At 40.7% G+C, this 21,106-nt stretch carries 17 protein-coding genes; 4 read left to right on the forward strand and 13 right to left on the reverse strand.

Translation table 11 applies throughout. The annotated features are described in order from the left end of the window. Positions 1-33: 33 nt before the first annotated feature. Complete coding sequence (locus tag BUE31_RS12580; RefSeq protein WP_073403893.1) at positions 34-1,098, reverse strand: hypothetical protein; 1,065 nt, start codon at positions 1,096-1,098, stop codon at positions 34-36. A gap of 480 nt (positions 1,099-1,578) precedes the next feature. Between BUE31_RS12580 and BUE31_RS12585 the strand changes: the two genes are divergently transcribed. Then, positions 1,579-3,936, forward strand: a complete 2,358-nt coding sequence (locus tag BUE31_RS12585) for an ABC transporter permease (protein WP_073403895.1) — start codon at positions 1,579-1,581, stop codon at positions 3,934-3,936. Positions 3,937-3,996: 60 nt separating this feature from the next. On the opposite strand, the gene BUE31_RS12590 is transcribed toward BUE31_RS12585, so the two are convergent. The 4 genes from BUE31_RS12590 to BUE31_RS12605 all read right to left on the reverse strand — a co-directional run bounded on the left by BUE31_RS12590 (position 3,997) and on the right by BUE31_RS12605 (position 6,838). Then, positions 3,997-4,650: a hypothetical protein gene (locus tag BUE31_RS12590; RefSeq protein WP_143167103.1), complete on the reverse strand. Its 654-nt coding sequence runs from the start codon at positions 4,648-4,650 to the stop codon at positions 3,997-3,999. Positions 4,651-4,675: 25 nt separating this feature from the next. After that, positions 4,676-5,083, reverse strand: a complete 408-nt coding sequence (locus BUE31_RS12595; RefSeq protein WP_073403899.1) for a nuclear transport factor 2 family protein — start codon at positions 5,081-5,083, stop codon at positions 4,676-4,678. A 105-nt stretch (positions 5,084-5,188) separates the two neighbouring features. Then, positions 5,189-6,202 (reverse strand): NAD-dependent epimerase/dehydratase family protein, encoded by a 1,014-nt coding sequence (locus BUE31_RS12600; RefSeq protein WP_073403901.1) that lies wholly within the window; start codon positions 6,200-6,202, stop codon positions 5,189-5,191. 60 nt (positions 6,203-6,262) lie between these two features. Then, positions 6,263-6,838, reverse strand: coding sequence for a Crp/Fnr family transcriptional regulator (locus BUE31_RS12605; RefSeq protein ID WP_073403903.1), 576 nt, complete (start codon positions 6,836-6,838; stop codon positions 6,263-6,265). A 119-nt stretch (positions 6,839-6,957) separates the two neighbouring features. On the opposite strand from BUE31_RS12605, the gene BUE31_RS12610 reads away from it, so the two are divergent. After that, a complete protein-coding gene (locus tag BUE31_RS12610) occupies positions 6,958-8,079 on the forward strand; it encodes a hypothetical protein (protein WP_073403905.1) in 1,122 nt (373 codons plus the stop codon). Positions 8,080-8,090: 11 nt separating this feature from the next. On the opposite strand, the gene BUE31_RS12615 is transcribed toward BUE31_RS12610, so the two are convergent. Then, positions 8,091-9,272 (reverse strand): acetyltransferase domain-containing protein, encoded by a 1,182-nt coding sequence (locus tag BUE31_RS12615; protein ID WP_073403907.1) that lies wholly within the window; start codon positions 9,270-9,272, stop codon positions 8,091-8,093. A gap of 183 nt (positions 9,273-9,455) precedes the next feature. On the opposite strand from BUE31_RS12615, the gene BUE31_RS12620 reads away from it, so the two are divergent. Both BUE31_RS12620 and BUE31_RS12625 read left to right on the forward strand, forming a co-directional pair. Next, positions 9,456-10,025 carry a TlpA family protein disulfide reductase gene (locus tag BUE31_RS12620; RefSeq protein WP_234997807.1) on the forward strand — a complete coding sequence of 190 codons (570 nt, stop codon included), beginning with the start codon at positions 9,456-9,458 and terminating at the stop codon, positions 10,023-10,025. 19 nt (positions 10,026-10,044) lie between these two features. Then, positions 10,045-12,285 carry a response regulator gene (locus tag BUE31_RS12625; protein WP_159440674.1) on the forward strand — a complete coding sequence of 747 codons (2,241 nt, stop codon included), beginning with the start codon at positions 10,045-10,047 and terminating at the stop codon, positions 12,283-12,285. 63 nt (positions 12,286-12,348) lie between these two features. On the opposite strand, the gene BUE31_RS12630 is transcribed toward BUE31_RS12625, so the two are convergent. From BUE31_RS12630 to BUE31_RS12660, 7 genes are all read right to left on the reverse strand, one after another. Continuing rightward, positions 12,349-13,077, reverse strand: coding sequence for an SDR family oxidoreductase (locus BUE31_RS12630; protein ID WP_234997808.1), 729 nt, complete (start codon positions 13,075-13,077; stop codon positions 12,349-12,351). A gap of 134 nt (positions 13,078-13,211) precedes the next feature. Further along, complete coding sequence (locus tag BUE31_RS12635; protein WP_073403913.1) at positions 13,212-14,000, reverse strand: DUF4249 domain-containing protein; 789 nt, start codon at positions 13,998-14,000, stop codon at positions 13,212-13,214. Between the two features lie 4 nt (positions 14,001-14,004). Continuing rightward, a complete protein-coding gene (locus BUE31_RS12640) occupies positions 14,005-16,344 on the reverse strand; it encodes a TonB-dependent receptor (protein WP_073403915.1) in 2,340 nt (779 codons plus the stop codon). 69 nt (positions 16,345-16,413) lie between these two features. After that, positions 16,414-16,839 (reverse strand): hypothetical protein, encoded by a 426-nt coding sequence (locus tag BUE31_RS12645; protein ID WP_073403917.1) that lies wholly within the window; start codon positions 16,837-16,839, stop codon positions 16,414-16,416. A 260-nt stretch (positions 16,840-17,099) separates the two neighbouring features. Continuing rightward, on the reverse strand, positions 17,100-17,870 hold the full coding sequence (locus BUE31_RS12650) for a LytR/AlgR family response regulator transcription factor (RefSeq protein WP_073403919.1): 771 nt from the start codon (positions 17,868-17,870) through the stop codon (positions 17,100-17,102). After that, positions 17,867-18,949, reverse strand: a complete 1,083-nt coding sequence (locus tag BUE31_RS12655; RefSeq protein ID WP_083619798.1) for a sensor histidine kinase — start codon at positions 18,947-18,949, stop codon at positions 17,867-17,869. Before BUE31_RS12655 ends, BUE31_RS12650 begins: the two co-directional genes overlap by 4 nt. Positions 18,950-19,226: 277 nt before the next feature. Beyond that, positions 19,227-21,098, reverse strand: a complete 1,872-nt coding sequence (locus tag BUE31_RS12660) for a RagB/SusD family nutrient uptake outer membrane protein (RefSeq protein ID WP_073403921.1) — start codon at positions 21,096-21,098, stop codon at positions 19,227-19,229. Positions 21,099-21,106: the final 8 nt, after the last annotated feature.

Genomic DNA, 21,106 nt, shown 5'->3' on the forward strand with positions numbered 1-21,106 from the left:
CTTTTATTTAAATAATTTGATTGGTGGCTATCTCTAAAAATGTACCTGGATGCCGGCTGTGTAACCGAAATAAAATCCATAAAAATCGCGGTCGTTATTCCTGGTCCAGCTGGATACATAGTTTTTTATCATGTTCCTCCCTTCCTCCGTATCCGTATTTATAAAGTTGAAAGATGGTCCGGCGAATATTTCAATCGATTTAGTAATTTTCAAAGCCGGCAGCAGGTAGAATGATGATTTTAAGTATTCGTCCCCTTTAAAGCTTTCCAGCCCGCTGCTAATCAGTTCAGTTTTCAGGCGGAAGATGCCGGCACTTAACAAATGGGCGCCAATACCAGCCTCGTAGGCATATTTTTGTTTCTTATTATTAAAATTGTGGCCAATGCCAACAATGCCATAAAATACATTCCCGCCCGAGCGGAAGGATAACATGGTGGTTTGGGTTTCATCAATACTTAAGCCAAAGCTTTTTTCGCTGTTTTTCGCAAGGTTAATTATGCCCAACTGGGTGCCTGCGCTATCGGCAATGTTTATAAATCCTATCTGGGTGCCTTTTGATTTTTTAGCAATATTAAGGAAACCGGCTACTTGCGTTCCCTTTAAATCGCGGGCAACATTCATAAAACCGGCTACCTGCAGTGAAGAAATATTCCCGCCTTTATTCAGAAATCCGGCTACCTGTATGCCACTGCTGTTGCGGGCTATATTGGCAAAACCTGCTATAGCCGTACCATTTCCTCCAGCATAAGTATTTAAAAACCCGGCTACCATAACACCATCCGCATTGTTGCCAATATGGTTTGAAAACCCGGCTATCTGGAAGCCCCTTGCGTCATGATGAACAACGTTAGAAAATCCCGCTATTGAAAATCCCTGTTCTGCTGCTGATACCCCGGCTATCAGGTTAAAAGAAAAAGTATTGGTATCGCGGGGGGCATTTCTGCCGTTGCTGCTTAACGGATAAAACAAGCCAATATTTGTGCGGGTACGGTCGTTATTTTGGGCAAAAATGTTTTTGGTGGTTCCCATCATTAATAAAAGAGCCGATACTTTTATTATGGCTGATGCGATGCTGTTTTTGTACGGTTTTAAATTCATCTGGGTACTGTTTTTGTTTATTTACAGCAATGACACGCTGTACAAACTTTACCCTTACTCGTTTTAAAAGAAATTTTGTTTTATGTGATAATTAACATGATCATTTCTTTTTAATGAGATATTTTACCGATAAACGGTTTATGACAGTGCAATCAGGCCTCTTAACCTGATTCCGGGTCGTTATGAACCTTTTAAATTGCCACGTTAGTTTTGTCATCATTAATCACAGTCCAATTGCGCTATTAACGAACGCCGGGTGCACGTTTATGATACATTGCACTACCGCGCTGATAAGGTAACCGTAAAATAAGATCATTTTAATATTATTTATTTATCTTATAATCAATGGCTTATATTTGTTTTTATTTAAATACTAATTAATTAGTATTAATCTTAATCAATTAGTATTGTTTTTGATAGTTGAACAGAATAATCAACAAATAATGCCGTTCGCTTTAATTCAAACCTAATAGTATCATTATGATAAAGAACTACATTAAAACCGCCTGGAGGAATTTATTAAGGAACAAATTCTATTCCGCGATCAATATTGCCGGCTTAACTGTCGGGCTTGCGGTAGGCATCCTGATCTTGTTATGGGTGCAGGATGAACTAAGCTTTGATAGCTTCCATAGGCAGGGTGCCAACATTTACCGGTTAGAACATTATGGCGGCACAGGTGCGAGCAGGCAGATCTATGGTATTGATGTTGCCCCGATAGGGCCATTGGCAAAAGCGCAGATGCCGGAGGTAAAAGACCAGGTACGCATAAGAGGAAATTATGAATATTCGCTTTACAAGTACCAGAACAAGACGTTTGCCAATGAAAACGTCGTTTTTGCCGACCCTTCATTTTTCTCGATGTTTGATTTTCACCTGATCAACGGGAATTCTGCACTCCCCTTCGCAGATAATACTTCTGTTGTCATCACCAAATCGACTGCCGAAAAATTCTTCGGGAACCAGGATCCTATCGGTAAAGTGATCAGCGCAGATAATAAAACAAGCTTTTCAGTCAGCGGGGTGATCAATGATTTCCCTAAAAACTCCGGCATGAACTATGATATGATCATGCCGATGGATTTTCATATCCGGGCGATGCTGGCCGATCACCAGGATGTGAACAGTGATTTTTCCTATCTGGATTATGAAACTTATTTACTGCTTAAGCCGGGCAGTTCCTTAAAAGCACTGGCGCATAAATTATGGCAGTTCCATCAGCAACATAACCCCGGGCGTTCCAGCGGCGAATATCTGTTGCTGCCATTATCAAAAATGCATTTATATAATGCTGATCTAAGCGATAAGGGGATGTCAACGGTGCGGATCTTTATCATTATTGCCTTATTAACCTTGTTGATTGCCTGCATTAATTATGTAAACCTTTCAACAGCCCGGTCTATGCTGAGGTCGAAAGAGATCAGCATGCGCAAAATAATCGGGGCAGGTAAAGGTCAGCTTTTTGCTCAATTTATTGTGGAAACCGCCTTACTTTTTTCATTAGCCGTTATATTGGCTTTAGCGTTGGTGAATGTGTTGATGCCGGTATTTAACCAGCTGGCAGGAAAACAGCTGGCATTGAACCTGGCTGATTACCATATCTGGCTGATCCTGCTGGCTACCATAACTGGCACACTGGCTGCTTCCAGTATTTACCCGGCATTGTTGCTTTCCTCTTTTGAACCCTTAGCGGCGCTGAAAGGGAAGATCTCAGCGGGTATAGGTGATGTTCTTTTCCGTAAAATATTGGTCGTTACCCAATTTACATTTTCTATTATCCTTATCATCGGTACTATTGTCATCACCAGGCAGCTGGATTATATCCGTTCGAAAAACCTGGGTTATGACAAAACAGATGTAATCACGATGTGGATGCGCGATATGGGCCCGCATTATGATGCAGCAAAAGCTGAACTATTAAAGGAAACCAGCATATTAGGTGTAACCCGGTCGGCCCAAAACATTGTACGGAATTTCGCTTTTTTCGGGGATGCCGACTGGGACGGCAAGGATCCAAAACAAAACCTGATCTTCCATCCCATAGGGATCGATAAGGACTTTATATCTTTCTTTAAGATGAAATTGGTTCAGGGGGTTTCTTTTACCGGTGCGCTAATGGATACGGCGCACTTTATTTTAAATGAAACGGCGATCAAAGAGATGGGGATCAAGGACCCTATTGGTAAGCAGTTCAGGATGGGGGCAACCACCGGAACGATCATAGGCATAGTCCAGGATTTTCATTATGCATCGATGAAGGAAACAATCGCACCGGCCGTATTTTGGTACGGGCCTCATTCTTATTACAGGATGTACATAAAAACTACCCGTAAGGATGCTCCAAAAGCTATAGCAGCGCTCGAAAAGCAGTTTAAAGCATATAATGGCGAATTTCCCGCTGGCTATGAATTTTTGGATGATACCTTTAACAGTATCTACCGGGACGAACAACGTGAAGGAAAGCTGTTCACCAACTTTGCTGCCATCGCTATATTTATTTCCTGCCTGGGCTTGTTAGGATTGGCAGCATATACCGCGCAGGTACGTACGCGCGAAATTGGTGTCCGTAAAGTATTGGGGGCCAGCGTGAGCCGCATCGTCGGGCTATTAATATCTGATTTTATCAAACTGGTAATTTTAGCGTTAATAATTGCCGCCCCTATCGCCTGGTTTGCTATGAATAAATGGCTCCAGGGGTTTGCTTACAGGACAAACATCAGCTGGTGGGTGTTTGGGCTGGGAGGAGCAACCGCTATATTGATTGCATTTATTACTATAAGTTTTCAATCTATAAAAGCGGCCGCCGCCAACCCGGTTAAAAGTTTGAGAAACGAATAAAAACCGCAATCATAGCGTCAATGCTATGATTGCGCTAACCAGATTCTGATAGGACTAATATCAATGCTCCTTAATTACCAGGTTTGCAAAATCATTGGTAAGGCCATCGGAATAAAGCCCGAACAATCCATCCGCGCGGTCACTGAGCATAGTTACAGTGAGCGATGGCGTTGTTGAATGATCAACGTACACGGTTAGCTGTTTGCCTTTAATTACAATGGTAGCATGAAACCACGCATCCATATCGGGAACCGGGGTTACTTTGTTTTCATAAACTCCGGGATGCTCTTTACGCAGTTTTGCATAATCATTATCCGGGATGTGCATATAAGCCACAGACCATTTATGCCTCGAAGTATCGGCATGCTTGAAATTAAAGGGACGAAAATACAGGATATCGCAGGTTGTTGTATCAGTGCCATGAAACGCCACACCCAGGAAGCTTTTCAGGAACTCATTTTTCCCGCGAAGATCAATATCAATCGTTCCCTCCTTAAAGTTTATACCTTTGATCCAAACAATCCCTTTAGTAGTAATGGCCCCTTTTTTTGTACCATCCAGTACTTTTGTTTCGTGCCCGGGAACAGTTACAATTTGATCTTTCTTTAATAGTTGCTGCAAATTGTAATGCCGGGTTTGGGCATTAACAACCAGTGTGCCAAGTGTTGCTAATAGCAGGCAGAGCTTTAATTTTAATAATAATGTTCTTTTCATTTTCAAGCTTTTTAAAATAAACGTGTTATACTGCGGGAAAGGCCTTATTAAAGAAAGCATCCATCAAATGCTGATCTTCGGGAAAATTAAACACCCTGCTGACCATCCCATCCTCAAACTTCCATAACAAGCACGACATCCGCTCAATATTATCCTCATTTTCCAGGTTACTCCAGTTTAAGTGGCAGTCTATTACATAATCATCACTCACCCCCATAACAATGGGCCTTGCCTGAAACGCAAAACCTTGTAGCTGTTTAAAATATTCCAACACCTCATCCACCCCGTTTTTGGTGCCGCTTAATGGGTGCCGGCCGGGAATAAACCATTTAATATCAGGCGACAGGATCTCCCTGATGGCTTCCAGGTCATTTGCGCCATAAGCCTCAAAAAAGCGGTGAATAATTTGTAAATTAGGGTGTGCCTGGTTCATGGTGTAAGTTGGTTGCGTTTGACGGGCTTAATAATTAGTTTGTTTTAACTGAATGACTTATATCATAGAAAAACGTGACAGACAATTAAGGATTTATTGAATTATTCACAATTTCACTAATTGCTGTTTAATCAAATATTGCATTGCCTCTTTTACAGCCTGATCCGGTTTTTTAGGATCAAAGCCCAGCTCTTTTCTCGATTTTGTCAGTTCAAAATCCTGCTGTAATCCTGAAAACATAGCAATGTCCTTTACACTTAGTAAGGGGGCTTTGTCACTTATTTTACTTCCTAATTCCATAAACCAGGCTATAATGTACAAAATTGACTTAGGCACGGCAACCGGCAGCTTAATTTTTAATTCGGGAAAAAGTTGCTGTGCAATTTTAGTTGTATCCTTAATAGAGGTGCATTTTTCATTAGCCAGGATATACCTTTCGCCGTTTAGGCCCTTAGTTGCCGCTAAATAACAACCTTCGGCAACATCCTTTACATCCACCCAATTAAGCGCTATGTTGGTTTCTACCGGGATCTCCTTTTGCAAAATTAACCTGAGAATATTGTACGATACGTTTAACGGGGCAAAAGCTTCACTTCCTATCATGGCTGACGGCAAAACGGCCACCAACTCAATCCCATGTTTTTTCGCCAGTTCAAAAGCCAGTTTTTCTCCGTCATTTTTTGAATTGTAATACACGTCCCTTCGATCAGGATTGTAGCCATAGCTTTCTTTCGCCGGGATGGTGGTATAGTTTAATGCAGCTATTGAGCTCACATAAACAATTCTTTTAACCCCAGCTTCCGCAGCTGCCTCAACCATGTTACTGGTACCACTTATGTTCACATCATAGATCTCTTTTTGCGGATCTTTTGCCCAAAGCTTAAACGCGGCGCCTACCGCGTAAAAAGTTTCTACCCCTTGTAATGCCTTTACTAACGATTTCTTATCGGTGATATCAGACTGAACCACTTCACAATCCAACCCCATAAAGGGCTCTTTGTTATTGATATTCCGTACAGCCGCGCGTACCCGGATGCCTTTACTAATGAGGAGCCTAACTAAATTATTGCCCAGGTGCCCGTTTGCTCCGTTAACGAATGATAATTGCTGATTTGCCATTTTTTTAATAATTAATGGCACAAATGTGCTGACTGTTAAACCGGAACCACTTGACAAATGTTAGGAATTCATCCGCTTCCTGATCCGGCTTAAGCTTTCGGCTTTCATTCCCAGGAAGGACGCAATATATTGCACCGGTACATGATGGACTATGCCGGGATAATTTTCGATCAGCTTTTTATAGCGCTGTTCTGCGGTTAATGTCGCCAGTTCTTTTGACCTGTTTTCATTGTAAGCGATAGACTGTTGAAATACGCCGATACTAAAATCTTTAAAAACAGCGCTTTGGCTGGTTAGCCGGTCTAAATTGCTTTTTGTAATCCTTAGCAGTTCACAATCTGTTATACATTCTACATTTTCATCTGCTTTAGTTTGATCAATAAAATGAGAGTAGGAGGTTAAGAAGCCCGGCGGACAGTTGATATGGGTAGTTACCTCATCACCATTTTCATTATAATGGAATAAGCGCATAAAGCCTTTTACAACAAAGTACAGGTATTTCGGTATTGTACCTTCTTCTTCAACAACCCGGTTTTTAGGAAACAACACCGGCTCAAAGCAGGCTTTGCATAAATCAATATCAGCATCAGTCAGTGAAACCTTTTGGGATATTATATTTAACAAATAACTATGCATCCGGCCAAGTTATTAATTATTTTATCGATAGTGATCCGGTATCAACTTTGAATTTATTTAACTTAAAGCTAATTTTTATCCTCCTGATTTTCTATCTTTAATCATCAAACCTTAGTCTTATGAAAAATTTATCCCGGTTACTATTATTAATCACACTGATCTCTTCCTGCGTTTCTACACAGAAATTATTCGATAAGGGAGAATATGACAAAGCCTTTTATGCTGCAATAAATGATCTGAAAAAGAAGCCTGCTGATGCAAATGCCTTAAAGATTCTTCCCGAGGCCTATAAAGAAGCGGCCTCCAAATATGAGCAGGATCTTATTATTGCCAAAAACAGAAGCGACAAGAAAACAGAGAAGTGGGACCAGATCTACAATAGCTACCAGTCGTTACAGAAAATGTATGATACTTATGTAAATGCAGGTGTACAGGTAAATTCCTTCAGCCCCAAAAACTATAGCACCGAATTTGACCAGGCTACATCTGACGCTGCTGCAGCACATTATAACAGGGGCATTACTTTATTGCAGCGCAACAATCGCGCTGGCGCCAGGAAAGCGTATGATAACCTAAAAATGGCTGACAGTTATATTCCTGGTTATAAGGATGTAATTGCGAAGAAACAGGAGGCTTATGATGCTGCTATTACAAATGTGGTGGTTAGCAAACTGGATCAGCGTTTTGGGTATTATTCCATCAATGGTGATTTTTTTGAGCGGGACATTTTGTGGAATCTGAATACAATTGGCAATACCAATTATTATAAATTTTACGACGCAAACGATAGCCAAACACAGGATTTGCGGGTTGATCAATACATAGAGCTAAACATGTACAACATATGGTTCAGTAACCTGGCTACCAATAATTATTCTTATACCGTATCTAAAAAAATCCCCGTAAAAAGCGATAAAATGGCTAACAGCACCAGTGTTATTACGGTTTCGGCTACTATACAGGCAACAAGGCGCGTGCTTAATTCCAGTGCAGTAATGGATTACCGCATTACAGATGCTGTTTCACAGAAAATAATTGCTGCTGACCAGGTTCCCGCTCAATATACATGGGAAAGCCTTACTGGCAAGTATACCGGTGATTCAAGAGCCTTGAGCGAAAAAGACTGGGCTATAATCCGCGGCGGCTTTAATAACCGGCCGGGCCATGATGAACTGTACCGGGAACTTTCCAGGCAGATCATGACCCAGTTTAATTTCAGGATACGAAGTGTTTACCGTTAAAGCTTTCCCCGTTACAAATAAGCCAGCCACCATTGCTGGTGTGATCTTTTATAATTGGCATACCATTTACATGGAAAATAAAGGACTATCAACACAAAAAGCCAAATTAAATAAACTACCCATAATGGAAAGCCAAATGCCGGGGCCTGAAACACGAATGGCGAGCTTGAAGTCTTCAAATTAAGCCCCGATGCAAAAATCAGGGCAATGTTTATAGCCCTGAGGAAATAAAGGTGCAGCACAAAGTAAAAGAATGGCACATTGCCATATACCAGGCAAATAGCGCTGAGTTTATTTTGAACGCGTTCAATAAGTGATAACAGGATTAGCGCGGGGCCAAGCGTCATACCCAAAAACAATAATGAGGGCGGGTATTTACTGGTATTTAAAAAAGAGAGCAATGTGTGGGCGGTATTCCGTTGTGCTGACCATGGTGCGGGATCGCCATAAATATTAACAACCCGTAAAAAAATAAACAGCAAGGTTAATAAAACACCTGCTACCAATAATATTTTCTTTCGGCGTTTAGCATCAAAGCCCGATTGATAAAACGAACCAAAAACATAGCCCATCAGCATTACCCCCGTCCACGGGATAATGGCATACCCATCAAGTATTAAATGATTGCTGTTTATTGGCAAGACCGTTCCGGTTGCAGTAAAAAATACGGTTAACAAAACATGGCCTGGTCCGCTTTGGGGCAATTGCATGTAGTCGAGCACATTATGTCCAAAAAAGATAATGCTGCCAATAACCCCGATAACTACTAAAGGTGCACGTACCAGCAAACCAAGAATGATCATACTGCAGCCTATTGCCCATAACACCTCCAGGATAACGGTGTTATACAACGGGTTAAACGAAAACATAAAATTTATCACTATTATATCCATCAGCATAAGCCAAAGCCCCCTTTTGATAAGAAAAATGCTTAACTCGCTTTTTGACCGTTTTAAACCCGCCAAATAAGCTGACACACCGCTTAGGAAAACAAAAACCGGCGCGCAAAAATGAGTGATCCATCGGGTAAAAAATAACAGTACGGTGGTGGTTGCCATATTGGTAGGGCTATACTGGCTTCCCTGGAAATGGAAGAAATCACGACAATGATCAAGCGTCATTATCAGCATAATAATTCCGCGCAAAACATCAATGGATTGTATGCGGTGCTTTAAGGGTTCAGACGGTTCCATATTGAAAAATTGGCTTGTCTAAAATACTAAAAATCATTATGCATGTGCCTGGTTTTCTTTGCTTTCAGCGCCATTTAACATTCATTTTTCTTTTTAATTTTTATACAACCTTTTCCTATCTCCCTACGTAATAACAATTTGGGGGAAATAGGGATGAAAAAATTGCTGATAATAATTTGGCTAATGCTTCTTCTTTCTGCGGTGAGCGCTTTGTTTTGGTATAACGAATGGGTATACCATTTGCCTACTCCTGTTCCCGAAAACTACAAACCAGTAAGCCAGGGAAGTATTATTAAATTAAATAGTCTGTTAGAGGCTGATCACACAAAACCCCTGTTTCTTCATTTCTTTAATCCTGATTGCCCATGTTCCAGGTTTAACATTACAAATTTCAAATCGCTGGTAAAACGCTATGGTCACAAGGTGAAATTTGTGATCGTGGTTATGAACAATAATTTATATTCAGCTAAGCAGATTCGCGATAAGTTTGATTTGGATCTTCCTGTTTTATTCGATGCTTCTCTTGCTACATCCTGCGGGGTTTACTCTACGCCGCAAGCTGTGCTGCTTGACCAGGATCATGTATTATATTATAGGGGAAACTATAACAGCAGCCGTTATTGTACGGACGAAAAAACCAGCTATGCAAAAATAGCACTGGCAGGGCTGTTTAATAATCATGAAAAAATATTTTTTAACCAACTGGCACTAAGGGCATATGGTTGTAGGTTGCCCAAATGTACCGGGCAATAACCTTAACCTAACCTTTATTATGAATACTCAGCCCGCAGCATTCGGTAACCAAACCATCGCTTTCCAATCTGTAGTAAAAGAAAGATCGGATAGGCTGATGAACTATTTTCTGATCAGTTTTTTTTTAGTTGGGTTAGCATTAGCTTTTTTTTATGATACATGGCTGATTGCGTTTGGTATAGGCGGGCTTTCGCTGCTGGCCTACTATTCTGCAAAAATGGCCTTACCTCATTCTTCCTTATATCAATATGTTTTAAGCACCGTCTTAGGTGTTTTCATGGCCCAGTTTATTTACCAGATGCATGGGCTGTTTGAAATGCACTTTTTTGCCTTTATAGGCAGCGCCATACTCATTACTTACCAAAAATGGAAACTCCAGATCCCGTTGTTGATAGTAGTGGTTATTCATCATGCTTCTTTAGGGTACCTGCAGAACATCGGCTTTTCCACTGTTTATTTCACGCAACTTGATTATTTTACCATCCAGACTTTTATTATCCATATTCTGCTGGCTGCGGCAATATTTTTTATCTGCGGACTATGGGCCTACCAGCTAAAAAAATATAGCGAAGTTCAGATCCTTCAAACCATACAAATGGCCGAACTGCAAGAGAAAGCCAAGCTTTCTATTGAACATGAGCGGGATACCCTTGAAAACTCTAATCAACAGCTCAGACAATTAAACCAGGACCTGGAAAAGGCCCGCCATGAGGCCGATCAGGCCAACCAGGCAAAGAGCATTTTCCTGGCTACCATGAGCCATGAGATCCGCACCCCGATGAACGGTGTGATAGGGATGGCCGCTTTGTTGAATGAAACCCATTTAACAGATGAGCAGCGGATGTTTACCGGAACAATTACTACTTGCGGCGAAACGCTGATCAACGTTATCAATGATGTTTTGGATTTCTCCAAAATTGAATCGGGTAACATTGAACTTGAAAGTGAAGATTTTGATCTGCGCCACTGTTTAGAGGATGTAATTGATATCTTCAGCTCTCGGGCAGGGCAATTAGGGTTGGAATTATTTTACCAGATTAAGGAAAATGTGCCTTTGCAGATAGTTGGAGATCATTTACGCCTTCGGCAGATCTTAATCAACCTTGTGGGCAATGCAATGAAATTTACTGAAAGGGGAGAAATTTGCATCTTCGTTTATTTACAAAAAATAGGAGTCGACGGAAAAGTTGAATTAAGGTTTGATGTATTGGATACAGGGATTGGCATCCCTGAAGATAAATTAAACCGCCTGTTTAAAGCATTCTCGCAGGTAGACTCATCTACCACAAGGAAATACGGTGGCACCGGGCTGGGTTTGGCAATCTCTGAAAAACTGGTCGCACTAATGGGTGGGGGAATCAGTGTAAAAAGTATGCCTGATAAAGGATCCACCTTTTCGTTTACGGTTATGACCAAGCCCGGCACCAGGGTATTGGAACCTTATACGTACTATAACATGGCTGACATTGAGGGTGCGAGGATACTGATAGTTGACGATAATTCAACTAATCTTACTATTTTGAACCGCCAGTTTGAATCCTGGAAGTTAAAGTCAATCCCTGCAGGCTCCGGTCAGGAGGCCTTAACTATCTTATCAAAGAAAATTGAAATAGACCTTGTAATTACGGACATGCAAATGCCGGGCATGGACGGAATAATGCTGGCAGATCTCATCAGGGAAGAATACCCAACCATTCCCATTATCCTTTTAAGTTCTATTGAGGTTGAATTTAAAAACAACCAGCGCCAGCTCTTCGTTTCTGTTATGTCAAAACCGATTAAGCAACATATCTTAAGCAAACAAATTCTTAATGCGCTGCACAGGCAGATCTCCCTTAGTGAGGAAAAAGTTAGCCCGAACAGGTTATCGGCTGATTTTGGCGGGAAGTATCCCCTAGCTATCCTGATAGTGGAAGATAACCAGATGAACCAGCGTGTGATCATGCACATTTTGAATAAAATGGGGTATCAGCCTGATTTAGCTAAAAATGGGCAAGAAGCTATTGAAGCAGCAAACCAAAAGGATTATGGAATAATATTAATGGATATGCAAATGCCGGATATAGACGGGCTGGAGGCAACAAAGGTTATTCGCCAAACAGTTGTAAAACAACCCATTATCATTGCCCTTACTGCCAATGCGATGGCAAATGACAAAGACGCCTGTTTGGTGGCCGGGATGGATGACTATATCAGTAAGCCTGTTAAACTGGAAGACCTGATGAATAAGCTTAAAAAATGGTATGAGATCATTTTTTGAAGCGAAAAACCAGGTGATTCAGATAGCTAAAACGGAATAACCATTTTCTCAATTCACATAAATTTAACCCTGGTTCAACCGGTTGAAAGCCCCCTGTAATTCATCGGGATTTGCTTTAGCCAAGGCCGCACTAAATCCAAATGTAATTTCAGCTTCCCCTTCTTCTAACTGTTGAAATACAGCTTCAATAAAATCACGTACCGGCGGCGCAGCATCGTGCAAGCCTTTACCACCCAGGTCCGTATTAAGTGCTGGCGGAATTATTTCAATTACATCAATATTTTTTGATTTAAGTAATTGGCGTGACGATAGCGTAAAGGAATGGAAAAATGCTTTTGTAGCGCTATATACAGGTACTTTTGTGAACGGAACAAATGCTAAACCTGACGTTACGTTAATAATGGTGCTTAATGCCTTTAAGTTACTAAACAACGCTGTTAAATGAATCGGTGCTTCAATATTAGTAGCAATCTCCGTTTTAGCGCGTTCAAAAAATCCCTCATCCGTTATCGCCATCCATTGCTGGACCCCTGCATTGTTTACAAGTACATTTAAATCGCTGTGATTTTCTGAAACCCATTTAAATAGTTCTGTGCGTTCTGCTTCAACAGATAGATCGCAAACGTTGGTAATTACAGCAGGAAACTTATCAGCAACCTCTTTTAAGCTTACTTCGCGCCTTCCGCAAATAATAACCGTGTTTCCTTCCTTAATAAATCTTTCGGTAAGCCCCAGTCCAATACCACTTGCGCCACCTGTAATTAAAATTTTGTTGTTTGATAACTTCATCATTAATTGTATTAGTTTTTGAGATCCAAAATTGCGACAAAAACAATGCGGTAGTTTGCAAAAATCAATCTGTTAATTGCAAAAATCAAACAAATTGGGTTATCATCAAATAATAAAGCTGCAGATTCTGATAAACTTCAAAAGTGCTTTATAACAGTAGTTTTACTGCTTACTGTTTGTGCGCTGAAGTAGCCTATACAGCCCCCGGTTATATTTGATGTTGGTGTTGCCGGGGCCACCAGGTTGCTATTATTATAGGCTACATCTTCCGCTTCTTTTAAAAAATTAAACGCACCGGCGTCAAGACCAACTAAACTAACCTTTACCATATCACCATGATGAAAGGTGCCGGTATCACAATCCAGGTTATCCCTAATATATCTTCCGTTCGATAACCGGTCATCAAAGGTTTGAAAATGGTTTACATGGATCCCGTTTTTTTGCATGGAGTATTTGTAATAATTTTTCTGATTTGCAGGGTCCTGGTAATTTGCAGTTGGCCTGATGTTATTTGATACCTCATAGTCAACTGTCACAGAATCCAGCAAAACAGGATTCGGCATCGTTGATGTTGCTGTATACGTTTTACCATCAAGCATTACCTTCATCTGGTAGGTATCACCCGGTTTACCTACAATGGCATGGGTAACATAATCTCCCTGAGCGGCTTCTGTTAAAACATCTGTTATGTTTGTGGTAACATCTGTTATTACTACTGTAGCACCGGAAACTGCTGGATAAACATTATCAGAATAAAAATTGGCCGTTTTTGAAATGCTGACATGGTATGGGCCCGCCGTGTCACTAACCGCTCCTTCAATTACCAACCGGGTTGAATTATTAAGCGAAGGTGTGATGGTTTTAGTGCAGGCGGAAAAAGTAATAATAATGGTAAATACTATTAAGAATGCTGGTATATTTTTCATCTTATTAAAATTTAAAGTTGTAAGTAACTGACGGAACCATTTTAAAAAGTGTGGTTTGCTGCACTTGGGTCTTATTCATATTTGCAGGGTCTGCCTGGAAAACAATCGTATATGGGTTTGACTGGCCATAAACATTGTAGATAGAAAAGTTCCAGCTGCTTTCTACTTTTCTCGTTTTCTTTACCGTAAGGGTGGCGCCAAGGTCAAGCCGGTTATAGGAAGAAAGCCGCTGACTGTTCCTATTACCGTAATCATACACAGGAGATCCGTCTACTGGGAATTTTCCATCGGGCCAGGTAATAGGGCTCCCGGTGCTGTAAACAAAGTCTGCAGAAAATGTCCACTTTTTACTGGCCTGGTATAAACCAACTACAGAAAGGTGATGTGTTTGATCCTGTGATGCGGGATAATAATTGTTGTTATTGATCCCGTTTATTTTCCTTTCAGATTTAGAAAGGGTATAACTTATCCAGCCGGTTAGCCTGCCATATTTCTTTTTAATATAGGTTTCCCATCCATAAGCACGCCCTGTTCCAAATAACAGGTCGGCCTCTACGTTTTCATTACCAACCAGGTTGGCGCCGTTTTTATAATCGATTTGGTTCTGCAGGGTTTTATAATAAATTTCCGAGCTGAACTCAATGCCATTCTGATGAAAAGTGCGGTAATACCCCATAGCTACCTGGTCTGCAATTTCGGGCTTTACCACATTTGAACTTGGCAGGTAAACATTGGTTGGAGACGTAGCGGTTGAATTATTCAACAAGTGAATGTTCTGAACATTCCGGTCATATGACAGCTTTATCGAGCTGCTGTCATTAAGCTGATAACTTGCTGCAAAACGGGGCTCGGGGTTAATATAGTTTTTTACAATTTTTCCGCCGCTGTAATAATTGTTACTGGTAATACCTCCTGCGGCGTCATAGGTATAAAAGTTTCCAGGTCCCAGCACCGCCAGGTCACTCACCCGTAATCCATAAGTTATTTTTAATTTATCCGTTGCTGTCCATTCGTGCGAAACGTAAGCAGCGCTTTCAAGGCTATACTTTTTTTGCAGCACCACGCTATTATACTTGGAGGTTTGGCTGGTTACTGCGGCTCCAGGCTGTGTAAGGTGGAAAATACTTTCAAGGCCCACATCCAGCTTGTTGGTAGAGTTAAGATAATAACTGAAATCCTGTTTGATGTGATAATCAGTAATGGCCGAGGCAACCGTGATGTTGTTGATGTTACTTTTATAGGTAGTATTATAATTAAAATTATTATAAATCAGGGATGTATTGGAGAAAAGGTTGTTGTTAAATATATGGTTCCATCTGAAAGTTGCTGTTGAATTGCCATAATTAATGCCATCGGCGTTCCTGATCTGCAGGTAATCTTTCCCAAAATAACCAGACAAAAAAATACGGTTGTTTTTATTAACCTGGTAGTTCCCTTTTAAATTGAAATCATAAAAATACAGTACAGTTTTTTTAACATTTGTGTCGGGTACCAGCTTTGTAAATAAGTCGGCATAGGTTCTCCTGGCACTCACAATAAATGATCCTTTATGATCAAAAAGCGGCCCTTCAACAGTTAGCCTCGATGCAATAAGGCCAATACCGCCACTCATACCAAATTTTCGGTTATTACCATCGTTCATATGAATATCTTCTACCGAGGATAGCCGGCCACCGTAATCAGCAGGCATGCCGCTTTTATAGATCTGGATATCTTTAATAGCGTCTGAATTGAACACGGAGAAGAAACCGAGCAGGTGCGACGCATTGTATACGGTTGCTTCATCCAGCAGGATCAGGTTTTGATCTGCATCACCACCACGTACAAAAAATCCGGATTTCCCATCACCCGCAGCTACAATTCCGGGCAACAGCTGGATCGTTTTTAAAATATCTTTTTCTCCTAATAACACGGGTACATTCCTGATGTCAGAAACAGTTAATTTTTGCGCACCCACAGGTGATACTAAAATATTATTGCTTCGTGATGAGTTGCTGCTGCTGATCTTAACTTCTTTTAACTGGTTTGATGAGGCTTCCAGGCTGATATTTTGCTGCAGGTTCGCCTTTAATTCAATATGCAATGTCTCGGTGCTGTAACCTGTATAGGTTGCCAATAGGGTATAACTGCCTTCGGGAACGCTGACTGAATAAAAGCCATAGGAATTGGCAGAAACACCAACTCCCAGTAACTGCAGGAAACTTACGGTTGCGCCGGGCAGGGTTTCTCCGGTCGCTTTGTCTTTTATGGTTCCTGAAATTGTTATATGCTTCTTTTGCTGTGCCAGGGACAAGCCCGGTAAAAGGAAAAAGAAAACGGCAACCAGGTTGATTGATTTGAGCATTTTTTGTGATCTAAAGTGTTGAAGAGCGCTTATTAATATGAGATTGGGTTGGATTGGCAGGAATTTCTTCTAATGAATTTCCTTTACATATTTAGCCAGGCAAAAGGTTTGGGTAATTCCATCATCTACCCTCGTAAATATTAATTGATCCGGGGATAATTTGATAATTGTGGCAACTGTTTTCTCTTTGGCGTCGTCTATAAAGTCTACCGTTTTACCATCATTGCTCATTACCCATTTTCCTTTATGCCCCAAATACGATAAATAGCCATCTTTACTAAAAACAAATGTTGTTTTCTTTAGCCGGCCGGTAAGATCCTTAATGTCAGCTTCAGCCGCAGATTTTGATTTACCCATCATCGTTTTAGGATATTGCGCTGTAAGGCTTTTCAGCTTCCACGATCCGATTAGAGTTTCTGAATGCTGTACCTGGAAAGCTCCCAATATTAACATTGCCAGGATAGGGAGTAAATAAGTGCTGATTTTAGCTTTCATTTTCTAAATAATTTTAAGCGTTAAGTTTTTATTGAAACAATGATAGTTTTTGGGACACTAAAAAATCATTGAATACGAATGAAGCGGAGATAAATGCTTATGAACCGGAGTTTTACCCATATGGAATTTGGTAGATCTTTGAAAGATCTATCCCTGCAGAGGTTGCGATAAGAGTATACCTGGAGATTTATTTATTTGGAAAGTAAAGAATGGACGGTCAAAAAGTTCAGGAATAACAGTACTCTTATAGAACAAGTTGTTTACCTGTTGAGCCACAATTTTAAATAATGCGATTTGTCTTTGCTGACAACGATACCGGTAGAAAGTTCAGGAGTTACATAAACTTTTAGCTTGCCGTTAAAATAATTATGAACGGCCTTAATAGCGGGAAAAGAAACTATATATTGCCTGTTAAGCCTGAAAAACAGTTGTGGATCAATCAGTTTTTCAAGTTCATCCAATGTATGATCCAGCATATATCTTTTTGCTGCGGTGGTATTTAAAAAGGTGAGCTTATCTTCAAAGCTGAAATAAGCTACTTCTGAGATTGGAACAGGGATAAACTTGTCGCCGACTTTAACAAGAAACCTGTTTTTAAATTCGGATTGGGGTTGCCGGTTCCTATAATTGGTTACCAGTAACGATTCCATCACTTCCTTTAATTTTTCGGGCGATGGCGCCAGGGTTTTGTATTTTTTTAGGGATGATTCAAGTAACAACGGCTCTATAGGCTTTAACAGATAGTCAATGCTGTTTACTTTAAAGGCCCGGATAGCATATTCGTCATACGCGGTAGTAAATATGATGGGAACATTTACTTGTACCTGTTCAAATATTTCAAATGACTGCCCATCCGCAAGCATAATGTCCATAAATATCAGTTCCGGGTGAGGAAAATCCTTTAGCCACTGCACAGCATCTTCTATGCTGTCAATAACGCTTATAACCCGGATGGAAGGATCATAACTCTCTAATAACAACTGCAACCGGCGCGCCGCCGGCGCCTCATCCTCAATAATCAGTACTTTCATAAATAATCACTATCATAAATAAGCGGAAGGGATACGCTGAAACTTGCGGAATCAGCCACAACTTCAACCTTTTTATTGGTAAGTAATTCATACCTGTTGGTAATATTCTGCAATCCGGTGTTAGTAGACTCTACGCCTGAGGTCTTTATTTGTAAATTATTTTTTACTACAATAAAACTCCCGGTCTTACTGATGGTAATAACAAGTGGTTTTTTACCCGATACAATATTATGTTTGATAGCATTTTCAACAAGTATTTGTAAGGTAAACGGAATCACTTTTATTTGCGCCAGGTTTTCAGGGAGCTGGTAAATAACGTTTAAATTTTCACCGAAACGCATTTTATTCAAAAATATATAATCATCCAGGAATTTTAATTCTGTTTCCAGGTCAATAACATTTCTTTCATTGTAATTTAAAACATGCCGGTATACATTGGAAAGCCGCTGAATAAACAGTACTGATAATTTAGGATCTTCGGGGACTAAAGTGATCAGCGCATTTAAGCTATTAAATAAAAAATGCGGACTGATCTGGTTTTTAAGCAATTCTAACTGCGAGATCAGGTTTTCCTTTTTTAAACGCTCCGACTCATAAAGGCTATGCTCCCAGCGCCCGAAAAAATAAGCGCATTCATAAAGAACCGTTATGATCCCCAACAAAACCAAACTTTTTTCAAGTATATCGTAAAACTCTGATAAAAAATCTTCTTTTTCTCCGGTAGGATAATAATAATTGATGGACGCAATAACACAGGTCGCAAATAAAATAAACAGGGAAATTGCCAGGCTTTGAATGGCTATTCTTTTTGCTGTTTCTTTTAAATGCGGAAATTTGTTGCGCATATAAAGAAATATAAAGCGACTGCATTCCCAGTAGCTTATTACATAAACAAAATCTTTTGCTATGTTGAAAATTAAAATTTTATAATTCTCACCTTTTATGGCACTATCCCTCGTAAGCAGCAATAAAATAACAATAACCGGGATACCGATTATTCTTGCCCATTTGTCATTCAATCCATTTTTCTTTGCTGCAATCATATGATAGTCCGGCTCTTTCCCGGCAGTTCCCAGCATCGGCACTTTCTAAAGAAGACGGGCAAAGATGGGCATACATTATTTATATAAACATCATGAATTATATTTACGGAAACAACTAATATGGAACGAAACGGAAGATTTAGTATTTAAAACGGCTATAATAATATTTTAAGTACTAAAAGAAGGCAAGAAGCCTTTCAGGGTTAAAAAGATTCTATATGTAATAACGATATCCCTAACGGGAAAGATTCAAAAAAAGCAGGCATTGATCAATGATCAATGCCTGCTTTACTTGTAGTTTTTGTTTTTTCAATTATGGAACTACCTTGTCAAGTGGCGGAATATTACTTGCTGAACCGGAATATCCTTTATTTTGATTGATATGCCCGTTTACATTTAAGTCGATCTCATTTTGGGGGATTGGCCACAAAACATGGTAAGGAGAAATGGTAAAATGGTTTCCCGAATTTGTAACAACATTCGGATTCTTATAAAAATCGTTCTTTTCCATAATCCTGTCATAAAAGAAGTTATCGGTCGAGAAACTGGCTGTGTTATAACTTTTTCCGTTATATGCCGCTATTCCCGTTTGCGCAAATATGTATGCTATGCGGGTAAGCTCTGTTTTACGCGGCTCTTCCCAATATAGCTCACGCTGGCGCTCATCAAGCACAGTACCGATGTTAACAAGTGCCGGGTTGGTTAACAATTGTGCATTTGCCCGGGCCCGCACCTGGTTAATATCAGCCATTGCCAATGCATTTTGGCCCTTCCATAAATAAGCTTCGGCGCGTAACAAGTACGTTTCAGCCAGCCTGAAAACATACCAATCTGTATTGGTACCGCGTGGCGGGCTCCACCACTTATCTATTGCTATCGGTCCTGAGCCAATAAACACTTTATAATGAGGCCAGCCAAACCAGGTACGGATGGTATCTTTCGCCCCGTTTAAAAACCTTTGGTTTACATTGGCGGCTGTATACTGCTCCAGGTGTTTGCCATACCAGGCAGGATCGCCTGTTTTTAGGGCTGGGCTGTTGTAAACCAGGTCGGTCATATTCATCCAGTTACCGGGGGCATGCCTTAAATCGGTATTGTCCGTCCAGATGTATTTGGTTGCATACGGTGTACCGCGTAACCGGCCTATCCCCCTGCCATACCATAGGGTAAGCGGAAACTCTTCGGTAACCTTGTCAGAGATCCCGGGTTTAAGGGCGCCGGGGGTAAGTATTGTACCATTATGCCACATAGGGACACAATTTCGCATCACTTGCGATCCGTTTGGCGTGGCGCCATCAAGCGTTTCCCGGTCAATTACCACGTACAGTGCCTCGGAATTTGATGCCAGGGATTTATTTTCCGGGCGATGAAGATCCCAGATCACATTCCTGGTGGCGTCGTTTGCAACAATACCAAAACGGCTGGTCATCAGGTGATAGGGGCCATTAATAACACTTGACGCGGCTGTAATGGCATCATCAAATAAACCAAGTGCAAGATCAACCTTTGTTAATAAGTGAGCTGCTCCGCCTTTTGATATATCGCCTTTATTATTGGCATCTGTTAAGTTAGCCACGGCAAATTCAAGGTCGGTTTTTATTTGCTTAAGTATCACCATTCGCTGGGTGGTAAAATATGCCGTATTTACACTCGTTTCCTCCTTAAGCACCAATGGCACATCGCCAAACTCATGTACCAGGCGATAGTAACGATAAGCCCTGTGAAATAAAGCGGCGGCCTTTACCTGGTTTTTCTGGACATCAGAGCTCCAGGTAGCGTTATTAAGCCTCGACAGGATTACGTTAGCACTATGAATGCCCTGCCACCATGCGCTCCAGTATTGGCCTATCTTGTTATAATCGTTGCTGTTAAGGTTAGCTGTTGGCGTTATCCTGGCGTTCAGATCCTGGGCCGGTGTAGTTTTATCCGTTGTACCTTCAACAGCCGCGTCGGTAAAAATCGACTCTGTAAGCAATGGTGCGGAATCACCAAAATATTCAAACCGGACACTAATGTTTAGTGCTGCTAGTGCGTTCATGAATGCCGCGGGGGTGGTAAGCGTTACATCAGGTGTAAATTTTGAAGGGGCCTGCGGATAAAGCTCGCTTCGTTTTGTGCATCCTCCCATTATAAATATGGTAGCCGCCGTAAAACCTGCTATGATATTTTTATTTATCTTTTTCATATTAAATC

Origin of the sequence: Mucilaginibacter sp. OK098 (genome assembly GCF_900142915.1) — a bacterium.
Classification (GTDB): domain Bacteria; phylum Bacteroidota; class Bacteroidia; order Sphingobacteriales; family Sphingobacteriaceae; genus Mucilaginibacter.

Excerpts from the sequence above, each read along its gene's own strand:
- BUE31_RS12580 (WP_073403893.1), bottom strand. The coding sequence starts at position 1,098 with ATGAATTTAAAACCGTACAAAAACAGCATCGCATCAGCCATAATAAAA.
- BUE31_RS12585 (WP_073403895.1), top strand. The coding sequence starts at position 1,579 with ATGATAAAGAACTACATTAAAACCGCCTGGAGGAATTTATTAAGGAAC.
- BUE31_RS12590 (WP_143167103.1), bottom strand. The coding sequence starts at position 4,650 with ATGAAAAGAACATTATTATTAAAATTAAAGCTCTGCCTGCTATTAGCA.
- BUE31_RS12595 (WP_073403899.1), bottom strand. The coding sequence starts at position 5,083 with ATGAACCAGGCACACCCTAATTTACAAATTATTCACCGCTTTTTTGAG.
- BUE31_RS12600 (WP_073403901.1), bottom strand. The coding sequence starts at position 6,202 with ATGGCAAATCAGCAATTATCATTCGTTAACGGAGCAAACGGGCACCTG.
- BUE31_RS12605 (WP_073403903.1), bottom strand. The coding sequence starts at position 6,838 with ATGCATAGTTATTTGTTAAATATAATATCCCAAAAGGTTTCACTGACT.
- BUE31_RS12610 (WP_073403905.1), top strand. The coding sequence starts at position 6,958 with ATGAAAAATTTATCCCGGTTACTATTATTAATCACACTGATCTCTTCC.
- BUE31_RS12615 (WP_073403907.1), bottom strand. The coding sequence starts at position 9,272 with ATGGAACCGTCTGAACCCTTAAAGCACCGCATACAATCCATTGATGTT.
- BUE31_RS12620 (WP_234997807.1), top strand. The coding sequence starts at position 9,456 with ATGCTTCTTCTTTCTGCGGTGAGCGCTTTGTTTTGGTATAACGAATGG.
- BUE31_RS12625 (WP_159440674.1), top strand. The coding sequence starts at position 10,045 with ATGAATACTCAGCCCGCAGCATTCGGTAACCAAACCATCGCTTTCCAA.
- BUE31_RS12630 (WP_234997808.1), bottom strand. The coding sequence starts at position 13,077 with ATGATGAAGTTATCAAACAACAAAATTTTAATTACAGGTGGCGCAAGT.
- BUE31_RS12635 (WP_073403913.1), bottom strand. The coding sequence starts at position 14,000 with ATGAAAAATATACCAGCATTCTTAATAGTATTTACCATTATTATTACT.
- BUE31_RS12640 (WP_073403915.1), bottom strand. The coding sequence starts at position 16,344 with ATGCTCAAATCAATCAACCTGGTTGCCGTTTTCTTTTTCCTTTTACCG.
- BUE31_RS12645 (WP_073403917.1), bottom strand. The coding sequence starts at position 16,839 with ATGAAAGCTAAAATCAGCACTTATTTACTCCCTATCCTGGCAATGTTA.
- BUE31_RS12650 (WP_073403919.1), bottom strand. The coding sequence starts at position 17,870 with ATGAAAGTACTGATTATTGAGGATGAGGCGCCGGCGGCGCGCCGGTTG.
- BUE31_RS12655 (WP_083619798.1), bottom strand. The coding sequence starts at position 18,949 with ATGCTGGGAACTGCCGGGAAAGAGCCGGACTATCATATGATTGCAGCA.
- BUE31_RS12660 (WP_073403921.1), bottom strand. The coding sequence starts at position 21,098 with ATGAAAAAGATAAATAAAAATATCATAGCAGGTTTTACGGCGGCTACC.